Origin of the sequence: Flavobacterium sp. (genome assembly GCF_043779715.1) — a bacterium.
Taxonomy (GTDB): domain Bacteria; phylum Bacteroidota; class Bacteroidia; order Flavobacteriales; family Flavobacteriaceae; genus Flavobacterium.
Window position 1 is genome coordinate 1 of record NZ_JAYWDT010000276.1, and the last position, 11844, is coordinate 11844.

The 11844-nt window shown below is 32.8% G+C and carries 12 protein-coding genes and 1 pseudogene; 7 read left to right on the forward strand and 6 right to left on the reverse strand.

Annotation, left to right across the window (positions count from 1 at the left end):
- The 3 genes from ACH2BG_RS13320 to ytxJ form a co-directional block, all read left to right on the forward strand.
- Positions 1-501, forward strand: a 501-nt coding sequence (locus ACH2BG_RS13320) for a sensor histidine kinase (RefSeq protein WP_395048184.1), incomplete at its 5' end; no start/stop codon positions are given.
- A 3-nt stretch (positions 502-504) separates the two neighbouring features.
- On the forward strand, positions 505-1215 hold the full coding sequence (locus ACH2BG_RS13325) for a response regulator transcription factor (protein WP_395048185.1): 711 nt from the start codon (positions 505-507) through the stop codon (positions 1213-1215).
- A 50-nt stretch (positions 1216-1265) separates the two neighbouring features.
- Positions 1266-1652 carry a bacillithiol system redox-active protein YtxJ gene (gene ytxJ, locus ACH2BG_RS13330; RefSeq protein ID WP_395048186.1) on the forward strand — a complete coding sequence of 129 codons (387 nt, stop codon included), beginning with the start codon at positions 1266-1268 and terminating at the stop codon, positions 1650-1652.
- A 64-nt stretch (positions 1653-1716) separates the two neighbouring features.
- On the opposite strand, the gene ACH2BG_RS13335 is transcribed toward ytxJ, so the two are convergent.
- Both ACH2BG_RS13335 and ACH2BG_RS13340 read right to left on the reverse strand, forming a co-directional pair.
- Positions 1717-2562, reverse strand: coding sequence for a serine protease (locus tag ACH2BG_RS13335; RefSeq protein ID WP_395048187.1), 846 nt, complete (start codon positions 2560-2562; stop codon positions 1717-1719).
- Between the two features lie 101 nt (positions 2563-2663).
- Positions 2664-3848 (reverse strand): hypothetical protein, encoded by a 1185-nt coding sequence (locus ACH2BG_RS13340; RefSeq protein WP_395048188.1) that lies wholly within the window; start codon positions 3846-3848, stop codon positions 2664-2666.
- Between the two features lie 236 nt (positions 3849-4084).
- Between ACH2BG_RS13340 and ACH2BG_RS13345 the strand changes: the two genes are divergently transcribed.
- Both ACH2BG_RS13345 and ACH2BG_RS13350 read left to right on the forward strand, forming a co-directional pair.
- Positions 4085-5107, forward strand: a complete 1023-nt coding sequence (locus tag ACH2BG_RS13345) for a quinone-dependent dihydroorotate dehydrogenase (RefSeq protein WP_395048189.1) — start codon at positions 4085-4087, stop codon at positions 5105-5107.
- A 22-nt stretch (positions 5108-5129) separates the two neighbouring features.
- Positions 5130-5996: a hydroxymethylglutaryl-CoA lyase gene (locus tag ACH2BG_RS13350; RefSeq protein WP_395048190.1), complete on the forward strand. Its 867-nt coding sequence runs from the start codon at positions 5130-5132 to the stop codon at positions 5994-5996.
- Positions 5997-6084: 88 nt separating this feature from the next.
- Here the strand turns inward: ACH2BG_RS13350 and ACH2BG_RS13355 are convergent, their stop codons facing one another.
- Positions 6085-6780 carry a DUF3307 domain-containing protein gene (locus ACH2BG_RS13355; protein ID WP_395048191.1) on the reverse strand — a complete coding sequence of 232 codons (696 nt, stop codon included), beginning with the start codon at positions 6778-6780 and terminating at the stop codon, positions 6085-6087.
- On the reverse strand, positions 6777-7469 hold the full coding sequence (locus ACH2BG_RS13360) for a helix-turn-helix transcriptional regulator (protein ID WP_395048192.1): 693 nt from the start codon (positions 7467-7469) through the stop codon (positions 6777-6779). Before ACH2BG_RS13360 ends, ACH2BG_RS13355 begins: the two co-directional genes overlap by 4 nt.
- A gap of 204 nt (positions 7470-7673) precedes the next feature.
- Between ACH2BG_RS13360 and guaB the strand changes: the two genes are divergently transcribed.
- Together guaB and ACH2BG_RS13370 are read left to right on the forward strand one after the other, a co-directional pair.
- Positions 7674-9146 carry an IMP dehydrogenase gene (gene guaB, locus ACH2BG_RS13365; RefSeq protein ID WP_395048193.1) on the forward strand — a complete coding sequence of 491 codons (1473 nt, stop codon included), beginning with the start codon at positions 7674-7676 and terminating at the stop codon, positions 9144-9146.
- A gap of 22 nt (positions 9147-9168) precedes the next feature.
- Positions 9169-9398 (forward strand): annotated as a pseudogene (locus tag ACH2BG_RS13370) (non-canonical purine NTP pyrophosphatase); the annotation flags it as partial.
- 35 nt (positions 9399-9433) lie between these two features.
- Here the strand turns inward: ACH2BG_RS13370 and ACH2BG_RS13375 are convergent.
- Both ACH2BG_RS13375 and ACH2BG_RS13380 read right to left on the reverse strand, forming a co-directional pair.
- Positions 9434-10048 (reverse strand): response regulator, encoded by a 615-nt coding sequence (locus ACH2BG_RS13375; protein WP_395048194.1) that lies wholly within the window; start codon positions 10046-10048, stop codon positions 9434-9436.
- A 2-nt stretch (positions 10049-10050) separates the two neighbouring features.
- Positions 10051-11844: ATP-binding protein (locus ACH2BG_RS13380; RefSeq protein ID WP_395048195.1), on the reverse strand; the 1794-nt coding region annotated here is incomplete at its 5' end.

The following is an 11844-nucleotide window of genomic DNA, read 5'->3' on the forward strand; positions in this document are numbered from 1 at the left end:
CAAATTTCTAAATTAGAAAAACGAGAACTCGATATTACAAAAGAAGCATACAATATGAATGACATTATTGAAGAAGCGATAGAACACGTGAATTTGATAATTGAAGACAGAGAAGGAAAAATTAGCTTAAATCTAAAAGCAAATCAGACAAATGTGCTGCTAAACGATGTTCATTTTACCAATGTATTAGTAAATATATTAGAAAATGCAATAAAATATTCGCCCGAAGCACCAGTAATAACAGTAAGTTCAGAAAATGTAAAGAACTTTATTATTATTAGAATAAAAGACCAAGGCATGGGAATAAATAAAGTGTCTCAGAAAAAAATATTCGACAAGTTTTTCAGAGAACACACAGGAGATATACACAACGTAAAAGGTCACGGATTAGGTTTGGCATACGTAAAAAGAATAGTCGATGACCATCACGGTGAAGTAATGGTAGAAAGCGAAAAAGGAAAAGGAAGCACATTTATAATCAAATTACCCCTAATTTATTAAACTATGGAAGCAAATAAAAAAATATTACTAGTAGAAGATGATCCAAACTTTGGGTCGATACTTCGCGATTACCTTTCTATGAACGATTTTGAGGTAACACTTGCAAAAAATGGAATGGAAGGTTTCGAAAAATTTAAGAAAGACAATTTCGATTTGTGTATCCTAGATGTAATGATGCCTTATAAAGATGGTTATACATTAGCCAAAGAAATTCGCGAAAAAAATAAAGAAGTGCCTATCGTTTTCCTAACAGCAAAATCTATGAAAGAAGATGTGCTAAAAGGATACAAAGTAGGAGCAGACGATTATTTGAACAAACCATTCGATTCGGAAGTTTTATTGATGAAAATTAAAGCAATTATTCAGCGTAAAGCTTCAGAAACAAAAACCGATGTGGCTAAATTTGAATTTAAAATCGGAAAATTCGATTTAAACTCAAAATTACGTTTCTTAGATTTTCCAGGTCAAGAAACAATCAAATTATCACCAAAAGAAAACGAATTGCTAAAAATGTTAGCACTTCACGAAAACGACTTGATGCCAAGAGAATTAGCATTAACAAAAATTTGGAGAGATGATAACTACTTTACTTCAAGAAGTATGGACGTGTATATTGCCAAACTTCGTAAATATCTAAAACCAGATGAAGGTGTCGAAATCATCAACATTCACGGAGAAGGATTTAGATTGGCTATAAAAAATTCAGCAGTATAAAAATTAGAAAAGCTTCGAGTAATCGAAGCTTTTTTTTAAAAACAACAAAAATGAGTTTATTTAAAAATATATTTGGTCATTCTGAAACCGATAAAATAGTTTCAAAAGTAAATTGGATACCACTTTCGGATTTGGGTAAGATAAACGAAGTTAAAGAGGTTTCACACGAAAAAACAGTTGTCATCTTCAAGCACAGCACACGTTGTAGTATAAGCCGGATGGTTCTCAAACAATTTGAAAACGAATACAATTTAGAAAATAAACTAGAACTCTATTTTTTAGATTTGTTAGAACACCGAGATATCTCGAACGAAATCGCCAACAGTTTTGGCGTTGTTCACCAGTCACCACAACTTATTGTGATACAAAACGGTGTTTCTGTTTATAATGCATCTCACGAAAGTATTGATGTGAATGATTTAGGGAGATTTGTGTGAAAACACTTTGTTAAGCTCTAAATTTTACAATCTCATAAAGCGATGTTACCTGCAGAGCTACAGTTTATAGTAATTCTAAAATGTAGTCACAAGGATAAATAACAGTAAGACCTGTGCCTGGCCAACCAAATGAAACTATACCTATTATGAGGTTAGCAACCTTATAATTTACAGATTGTAATTCGTGTTTTTCATTTACTTTATAATAAAAGTCTTTCGGAGAAATAATTGGACCTCCACTATTCCCTCCAACGATTAAACCATCAACTAAATAAAATTTTTTAGTTAGAGTTTTAGACACTTGAACCGAGCTCCTATTTTTCCAACTTGTCATGATTTCCAGATTTCCAGATAAAGAAGAGGCTATAAAATTTGATTTTGCTATTGGATAATTTGAAGTGGATAATTTGAAACCAGTAGGATAGCCAATAGCAAAAACTTGTGAACCAAATCCTAAAAAAATTTCTTTACTTGTGTCCTTTATCGGGATTAAAAAGCCAGTGCCAACAGAATTGCGTGCAATGTCTTTGTTTGCATCGAATATTGAAGTAACATCAATAACTGCGATATCTACGTCTTCTGACGGATGTAATCTTACTTCTTTGGTAGGATTTCCTTTGGAATCTTTTAGTGGTATAACTTTTCTAATACTAGTATGTGGAGTTTCTGGATAGAAATAAACTGAAACTGAATTGTCTAATATAAATGGGTCAACAAGTGAATACTGACCTATCATATGTTTATTAGTGACTAAAAAAATCTGTTTTCCTTTATTTACAAGGAACCCTGTGCCAGTAGAATTAGTGGATGTCTCCAAATTCACAATTACTCTCAGCATATTCTCATCTATCCTGCCAATGTAGTCTTGCGGATAGTCATAGTTTGGGTTAGTTGATGTGTCTGGTATCATAATAAAGAATTAAAGATTTACTTTCCGTAATTTGTTGGGTCTTAATGCATGCAGGTAATTCCAAGCTTCACAAAATTAAACATGTAAATGTAAATCAAATCCTATCTCCTAAACCTATTCCTAACAATAATATCTTTTAGCTTCGCTTTCAGGTCTTCACCAGAATCGTAAACCATCTGGTCGTTACTAGGAAAAGCAACGGCACGTTTGCTAAAATAAGGCATATAACTGTCGTCGCAAGCATTCTTGTCACCGTTATAAGTCGAATAAATATTTTCGAAAACAAATTCGCTAGCTATAGGAAAAGCTTCAATCAGTTGGTTGTTTCTAAAATCGATATAATCAACTTTTGCAGTTACTTGGCAAGATTTAAATTGTCTAAACTCATAAATATCTACTCGAATAGTTTTAAAATTATCTACTTTTATAGGATTACCCAAACTGTCTTTTACAACATTTCCTCGCGGATCTAGTAGCGTTTTTACACCATCTTTCACCTGTTTTTCCTTGATAAACTCTTTCTCTTTTATTTGCTCTGGCGAAATATTTATTTGACGAAAATTTACAATCAATCCGTAATCGTAATTAATTCCTTTTTGCTTGTTGCTATGATAAACCGTCCATTTGTCGTTTAATCCAAATGTGCTAAAATCTAGCAAATCGCTTTGCAAACGAACAGGAATAACCATATTGGTTTCGTTTTTGGTATAAACACTCACAAAATCAGTTCCTTTTTGTTGCGCCTGATTCATTAAGTTTTTTACATCTTTATAACCAGGATTTATACTTTCTAAATAACCCAAATCGTCATAAGATTTTCTAAAATCCATTTTATTATTAGATTTCAAAAGTTTTACAGCATTATCGTATAAGTATTTCGACAAGGCATTTTTGCTGTTTATAATTTGGTCAGAATAATTATCAAAAGGGAAATAAGCATTTCTACCTTCTTTTAGCAATTGCAATGGTAGTAAGGGACGAATGCGCTCCTGACGGTTATTCAATTGCAAATAATCGTTATAAATTCGCTCTAAATTCGCAGGATTAGCATCTTTAGCAAGCATGTCTATATTGCGCAAATCACGATCTTTAGCTTTGGCAAAAGCCTCTTCGAGCAAATACACATAATCCTGTTTTCCTTTAGAATCCTTTTTAGTTCGCAAGGCATCAACAGATCGATTTATGGCATTGTCATAATTACCATCACTGAGCAAAGACTGCGTTTTTTTTACGCCGCAAGAATAAATTATGAAGAAAATTGATAGGAGTAAAGTAATTTTTCGCATGATTTTTAATTTTTACAAATATATTTTATTTTGATTGCACCTTCAAAAAAGATGCCGTTTTTATGATAAATATTTTCAGGAGCTTTTTCCTGCTGTCAGCTATATCTTTTCCTTGCTAAAGAAGCAAGAAAAAGGATGTCGCTTTCTCAGGGCTAGGGCATTCTGATATTTTTACAAACCAACCACTAAAAACTGAAACCAATTTTCTATTTTTGCAAAACACAACACAACAACAAATGTACAAACTCATTATTCGCCCTATACTTTTTTGGTTTGATCCCGAAAAAGTGCATTATTTTACCTTTTCATTAATAAGAACATTATCTAGAATTCCTGGAATTCCATCAATTTTAAAATCCTTGTACGAAGTAAACGACAAACGACTAGAAAGAGAAGTTTTCGGATTAAAATTCAAAAATCCAGTAGGACTAGCCGCTGGTTTCGACAAAGATGCCAAGCTTTATAAAGAATTATCCAATTTTGGTTTCGGCTTTATCGAAATAGGAACACTAACTCCAAAAGGTCAAGAAGGAAACCCAAAAAAGCGATTGTTTCGTTTGCAAGAAGATTCAGCAATCATCAACCGAATGGGTTTCAATAACGGCGGTGTTCTCGAAGCGGTCGAAAGATTAAAGAAAAATAACGGAGTTTTAATAGGAGGAAACATTGGTAAAAACAAACTGACACCAAACGAAAACGCCACTTCCGATTACGAAATTTGTTTCGATGCTTTATACGATTATGTCGATTATTTTGTAGTAAACGTCAGTTCGCCTAACACGCCAAATCTTCGTGAGTTACAGGAAAAAGCGCCATTAACACAATTATTAAACACGCTTCAAACTAAAAATCAAAACAAGCAAAAACAAAAACCGATTCTGCTAAAAATTGCTCCAGATTTAACAAACGAACAACTATTAGATATTATCGATATCGTGAAAACCACTAAAATTGCAGGTGTAATTGCAACCAATACTACCATTTCTCGTGAAGGTTTACAATCTATAAATCGAATCGAAATGGGCGGATTATCAGGAAAACCACTCACTAATCGTTCTACTGAAGTGATTCGTTTTCTGTATGAAAAAAGTAACAAAGCCTTCTCAATAATTGGAGTAGGAGGAATACATTCTGTAAAAGACGCTATCGAAAAACTAGAAGCAGGAGCAAGCCTAATCCAGCTTTATACAGGTTTTATTTACGAAGGACCAGCATTAGTAAAAGCAATTAATAAAGCAGTTCTTAAAAAAAGTTTGTAACTTTACCACTTTGCCTTTTTAAATGAACCAACCAATAAAAATTATCGAATGTCCTCGTGATGCCATGCAAGGTATCAAAGCTTTTATTCCTACCGAGAAAAAAGTTGCCTATATTCAATCACTTTTGCGAGTAGGTTTCGATACTATCGATTTTGGAAGTTTTGTTTCGGCAAAAGCTATTCCGCAAATGCAAGACACGGTAGAAGTTTTGGCACAACTCGATTTGTCACAAACGCAAAGTAAATTATTGGCTATTATTGCCAACACGCAAGGTGCCGAAAACGCTTCTGTTCATAAAGAAATTCAATATTTAGGTTTTCCATTTTCTATATCGGAGAATTTCCAAATGCGAAATACTCACAAAACCATTGCAGAATCTCTCGTTACTTTACAAGAAATTTTAAACATTGCCGACAGGTCAAATAAAGAAGTAGTAACCTATATTTCTATGGGATTCGGTAATCCTTACGGAGATCCTTGGAATGTCGAAATTGTAGGAGAATGGACAGAAAAATTAGTTAATATGGGTGTCAAAATTCTTTCTCTTTCCGATACTGTAGGTTCATCGACACCAGAAGTGATTAGTTATTTGTTTTCAAATTTAATACCCAAATATCCAAATATCGAGTTTGGTGCCCATTTGCATACTACGCCAGATAAATGGCATGAGAAAATTGATGCTGCTTACAAAGCGGGTTGTCGCCGTTACGATGGAGCTATTCAGGGATTTGGAGGTTGCCCGATGGCAAAAGACGATTTAACAGGAAATATGCCTACCGAAAAAATGTTATCCTATTTTACCACCCAAAAGGAAAATACAAACACCAGCCCAATGAGTTTCGAAAGTGCTTATAATGAAGCATCAAAAATATTCAATTTATATCATTAATGTTTTTTAGAAGTAATCCCGCTAGCTATTGGGACCAGTTGGGCTAAATCACCTAATTGTTAATTAAAATTTAGGATAATTGTAAAGACTAGAACTTATTAATTACCAATCCAATCATCATTGCAATACCAAAACTAAGCATTGTTCCAATTAGTACATATTCAGTCTTAATTGTATTAGTATCTTTATATCTCAAAATAGATTTTGCAGCAATAAGGAATCCAACTACTTCCAGCTTTCCAATAATTACAAAGGTTAATACTAAGATTCGTTCTAAAATTCCAATTAGTTTTCCTGCATTTTTAAGTTCGGCACTAGTATCCGAAATACTTTCAATTTTGCCTGCAACAAGTGTTTCTCTAATAAAAATATTGGCAGGTTTTACGCAAATTAAATAACCAAGAATAATTGCTAACCATTTTATATCAATGGGAATATTCCAAATAAGATTAGATTCAAAATACTGGTCAAATATCCAAACAAATAAGCCAATTATTGCTAAATGCAAAATTTGATCTATAAAAAAGGAGAATCTACTCGTATTCAAGCTTTTTTTCAATCCATCAATTATATAATGAAGTGTCGAAATAGACAAGGCACAAAAAACAAAGTTCACATCAAACGACAATAACCACGAACAAATAAAAGTAATAAAGGCATGTTTTAATAAAAAATGACTTTTAAAACCATTTTCATTTTTCTCTTTTGCACTAGCATCTGTCTGAAAAAAATAATCACTCAATATGTGAGCTATTATTTGTAAAATAAGCAGTTTTACCATCATAATTTCATTTCTTTAAAAAGTGAACTAAAATAAATTACGGATTTCTCAATTGCATTCCAGCCAATACTCGTTAGTTGTTTGTTCACTGTTGGCTGTTTCACTCCAATTTGATTAGCAATTTCTTGTTCACTCAATCCCAATAAACGAAGATATAAAATTTTGCATTGTTTTGCTGTTGCATTACTCACTAAAACATCTAATAAAGCTACAATACAATTTATATTTTCATTCAAATTTTCGTTATTGGAGTTAAAAAAAATTGTATTTTTTATTACAATTCGTTCTTTGTCGTAAGTAGTACGCTCTTCACTTATTCTTCTTCCAGAAAAGTAAATTGCTTCACCATCTATAACTCCGTTTAGCTTGTCATATCTAGTCAGTTCGCCGTATCCAATTGCCAATCGAATACCATAATTTTTAAAGTATTTACCTCGTACAGAATCGTTATTTGTAGTTAAAATAATAGATTTTATATAACTTTTTATTATGATTGTAATAGCTAAGGCATCTTCAGGATTTTCGATTACCATTTCTAAATAATCACCTTTTATAATTCTTCCATAAATAGAAAAGCTATTTTCTAATATCGAAATTAATTTCTTTAACTCCAATTCTAAAATAGATTTGGCTTCGTCATTTAAGCTAGTAGAAGCAATAATATCTCCTGATAGAACTATTTTTTTACTCATCTTTATGATTTTAGAATAACAAATATAGCTTTTTTTTGCTATAAATAACATTTATAGCCTTTTTTAGCTATAGATATTATTTATAGCCTTTTTTAGCTATATTTTAAAATAACTTCAAATCAAAACTGATTTAATTTTTAAATCTGAAATCTAAAATTAAAACACTATATTTGCACGCAATTTAACTACAACTACAAATTGCACATGAAAGCACACAATTCTAAAATCATCGGAGAAGGACTAACTTACGATGATGTATTACTTATCCCAAGTTATTCAGAGATATTGCCGCGCGAAGTAAGTATCAAAACACATTTTTCAAGAAACATAACACTAAATACACCAGTTGTTTCCGCAGCAATGGACACTGTGACGGAAAGTGCTATGGCAATTGCAATGGCGCAAGAAGGAGGAATAGGAGTTTTGCATAAAAACATGACGATCGAGCAACAAGCGGCCGAAGTACGCAAAGTAAAACGTGCCGAATCTGGTATGATAATCGATCCAGTTACTTTGACGCTATCAGCAACCGTAGCAGACGCCAAACAAGTGATGCGTGAATATGGTATTGGAGGAATTCCAATTGTAGATGAAAATCAAACACTAAAAGGAATCGTAACCAATCGTGATTTGCGTTTCGAAAAAAACAATAATAGACTGATAACCGAAGTAATGACTTCAGAAAATTTGGTTACAGCAGCTGTAGGAACATCTTTGCAAGAAGCAGAAATAATTTTACAAGGACACAAAATCGAAAAATTATTGGTTGTAGATCCAAACAATAAATTAGTAGGTTTAATTACTTTTAGAGATATTACAAAACTGACTCAAAAACCAAATGCCAACAAAGATAAGTTTGGTCGTTTGCGTGTTGCAGCAGCACTTGGAGTAACTGCCGATGCTGTCGAAAGAGCTACAGCACTTGTAAACGCTGGTGTCGATGCAGTAATTATAGACACGGCTCACGGACACACAAAAGGAGTGGTAGATGTTTTGAAATTAGTAAAAGCAAAATTCCCTGATTTAGATGTAGTAGTAGGAAATATTGCTACACCAGAAGCTGCCTTATATTTAGCACAAAATGGTGCCGATGCTGTAAAAGTAGGTATTGGACCAGGTTCTATATGTACAACAAGAGTAGTTGCAGGAGTAGGATTTCCACAATTTTCTGCAGTATTAGAAGTCGCAGCAGCGCTAAAAGGAACAGGAGTTCCGGTAATTGCAGATGGAGGAATTCGTTATACAGGCGATATTCCTAAAGCCATTGCAGCAGGAGCTGATTGTGTGATGCTTGGTTCGCTTTTAGCAGGAACCAAAGAATCTCCAGGCGAAACTATTATTTTTGAAGGTAGAAAATTTAAATCTTATCGAGGAATGGGTTCTGTTGAAGCCATGCAAGAAGGATCGAAAGACCGTTATTTTCAAGATGTAGAAGACGATATCAAAAAATTAGTTCCAGAAGGAATCGTAGGTCGTGTACCATATAAAGGAGAATTGAACGAAAGTATGCAGCAATTTGTTGGAGGACTTCGTGCAGGAATGGGGTATTGTGGCTCTAAAGACATTGCGACACTACAAGAAACTGGACGTTTTGTGAGAATTACCACTAGCGGAATAGGAGAAAGTCACCCACATAATGTGACTATTACAAAAGAAGCACCTAATTATTCGAGGTAATTAAAACAATCCAATCATGTAACTCGTATTTGCTTCAAACAACAAAATAAAATACAAGAAATACAAAGTATGCTCCCGATAGCTATCGGGACATAAAGCATCAAAATATTAAGTCTTTCGGATATTGGCTGTTACGAAAATATTCCCGAAACAGCCAATACCACCGAAGGGAATGCTATTTTAAAAGCCAACTATGTAACCCAAAAATACGGTTACGATTGTTTTGTCGACGATACAGGATTAGAAGTTGAAATAAACTAAAATTAGATAACTGGAGAAGGTTTTTCTTATATTAAATCAAATTTGGCAGCCATTTTTATCAATAAAGCAGTGTTATTGGTTTCGAGTTTGAGCATCAAGTTTTGGCGGTGAGTGCTTACCGTTGTGATGCTAATAAAAAGTTTGTCAGCAATTTGCTGGTTGGTCAATCCTTCTGCTATTTCTTTTAAAACCTCGAGTTCTCGACGGGTTAAAATGGGTTTTTGGTCATATTTTGAAGTGTTTTGTTTCTGATAATCAACATTAAAAAACATATTACCTTTTGAAACAGCATCAATAGCTTGAAGGATTTCTTCTTTGGAAGAGTTTTTTAATAAATAGCCACTCGCACCATTTTCTATCATTTTAGAAACATAATTTCGGTCATTAAAAGTGCTCAATGCTAAACATTGAATATTCGAAAACTCAGTTTTTATTTTTTTACACAAATCCATACCACTAATATCTGGTAAATTAATGTCGAGAAAAGCAATATCTACTTCATTTTTTTTGAGAAAATCCATTGCTTGAAAAGCATTTTCGGCACTCCCGACAATAACAATATCTTCACTTTGACTAAGTAATGCTTTGAATCCTTCAATGACCATTGGATGATCGTCAACTATAAAAATTTTATTTGCCATTTTTATACAATTTCAAATTCAATGTGGGTTGATGTGCCTTTGCTGTCAGATTGAACATCTATTTTTCCGTTCAGATATTCGACTCTGTGATTGATGTTTGACAAGCCAATTCCTGTATTTGCGGGTTTGGAAGCAATACTTTCAGATTTTACGTCAAACCCTTTTCCGTTATCTTCTACTGTTAGCGAAATTAAATTGCCATTTCTCGTCAATTGAATATCAGATCTTGTTGCGTTGGCATGTTTTATAGTATTGTTTAATAATTCCTGAACAATTCTATATACTACAATTTCATTCGCTTGCTCCAGTCGTTCTTCCATTCCGAAACTTTGATAGGAAACTGTTAAATCTGAATTTTGAGAAACCGAATCGCAATAGCTTTTTAGGGTTTCGTTCAATCCAAATTTTAATAAAGCTTCGGGCATCATATTGTGCGCCACACGGCGCATTTCGGCAATTGCATTGTCTATTTGTGAAATACTTTTGGTAAACGTGCTTACGTTTTCTTCTGATAAAATTACGTTTCCTTTCATGCTATTCAATTGAAATTTTACACCTGTGAGCATTCCGCCCAAACCGTCGTGCAAATCACGCGCCAATCTTGTTCGTTCTTGTTCTTCGCCTTGAATCATATTTTGTGTGGCATCAATCTTTTTTTCTTGATGCAATTGAATAATTTCCTGATCGTTTATTTTTTTTCTGGCTCTATAATTTTTGTATAATAAAAAACTAAAAACAAGTAAACCAATTGCAATTGCTATTAACGAATAGATAAATGTTCTTTGTTTGATTTGTTTTTTTTCTAAAAGTAAAATATTTTTATCTTTTTGGGCGGATTGGTATTTTGCTTCACGTTCAGAAAATTGTTCGGTACGTTCACTACTCAAAATAGTATCATTAAATATAGAATATTTCTGAAAATATTCATACGCTTCTTTGTATTTTTTGGTTTCAAACATAAATTGATGCATTAACTCAAAATAGTTTCTTTTCTCGGTTGGATCGTCACTTTGCAAATAATACGTTTTGCATTCATTGAAATATTTTTCTGCTTCAAAATATTTTTTCTCTTTCATTGCAATACTACCCAATTGCCATTTTGAATTAGCAATTCCGTCTTTAATTTTAATTGATTCGGCTATTTTTAAACTTTTTTGTGCATATATTTTTGCAGAATCCATTTTATTTAGCTCAAAATATTCTGATGAGATGTTATAATAATATCCTTGTAAATAGGTTTTTGCAATTGCCCCTTTTTCTAATCCCGGCAAAAACTTCAATCTGGTGCGAAGTGCTTTTTCTATATTTCCGCTTTCAAAATAATTATCTGCTTTTAGTTGTGTATAAAATGCAATTTCTGTGTTGCTTTTGTATTTATTGGCAATTGCCAAAGCTTTATCAATATATTCATCGGCTTTTGGTAGATTTTTTATCGTATTAAAAACCGCACTCATATTATAAAATAAATCCGATTTTTTTTTATCCAATATTCTATTAGTTAATAATTTATCCTCAAAAATTCTTGGATTGTCAAAAATTTCCTGAGCCTTTAAAAAGTAATCAATACAACTGTCGTATTCGCCTTTCCAATATTTTAGATTGCCCAGATTAAAATAAGCACCAGCCATAAGATATTGATGATTGCCTCTTTTTGCAGCATTCAGTGATAAATGTTGGTATTTAAACGCATGGTCTTTATAATCAAAACTACTGTGCCAAAGGCCTAATAATCTGTAGCAATTGGCAATTGCATAATTGTTTTTAAGTGAAATACTTTTTGATAAGGATTCTCTTAG

Excerpts from the sequence above, each read along its gene's own strand:
- ACH2BG_RS13340 (WP_395048188.1), bottom strand. The coding sequence starts at position 3,848 with ATGCGAAAAATTACTTTACTCCTATCAATTTTCTTCATAATTTATTCT.
- ACH2BG_RS13375 (WP_395048194.1), bottom strand. The coding sequence starts at position 10,048 with ATGGCAAATAAAATTTTTATAGTTGACGATCATCCAATGGTCATTGAA.
- ytxJ (WP_395048186.1), top strand. The coding sequence starts at position 1,266 with ATGAGTTTATTTAAAAATATATTTGGTCATTCTGAAACCGATAAAATA.
- ACH2BG_RS13345 (WP_395048189.1), top strand. The coding sequence starts at position 4,085 with ATGTACAAACTCATTATTCGCCCTATACTTTTTTGGTTTGATCCCGAA.
- ACH2BG_RS13360 (WP_395048192.1), bottom strand. The coding sequence starts at position 7,469 with ATGAGTAAAAAAATAGTTCTATCAGGAGATATTATTGCTTCTACTAGC.
- ACH2BG_RS13355 (WP_395048191.1), bottom strand. The coding sequence starts at position 6,780 with ATGATGGTAAAACTGCTTATTTTACAAATAATAGCTCACATATTGAGT.
- guaB (WP_395048193.1), top strand. The coding sequence starts at position 7,674 with ATGAAAGCACACAATTCTAAAATCATCGGAGAAGGACTAACTTACGAT.
- ACH2BG_RS13335 (WP_395048187.1), bottom strand. The coding sequence starts at position 2,562 with ATGATACCAGACACATCAACTAACCCAAACTATGACTATCCGCAAGAC.
- ACH2BG_RS13350 (WP_395048190.1), top strand. The coding sequence starts at position 5,130 with ATGAACCAACCAATAAAAATTATCGAATGTCCTCGTGATGCCATGCAA.
- ACH2BG_RS13325 (WP_395048185.1), top strand. The coding sequence starts at position 505 with ATGGAAGCAAATAAAAAAATATTACTAGTAGAAGATGATCCAAACTTT.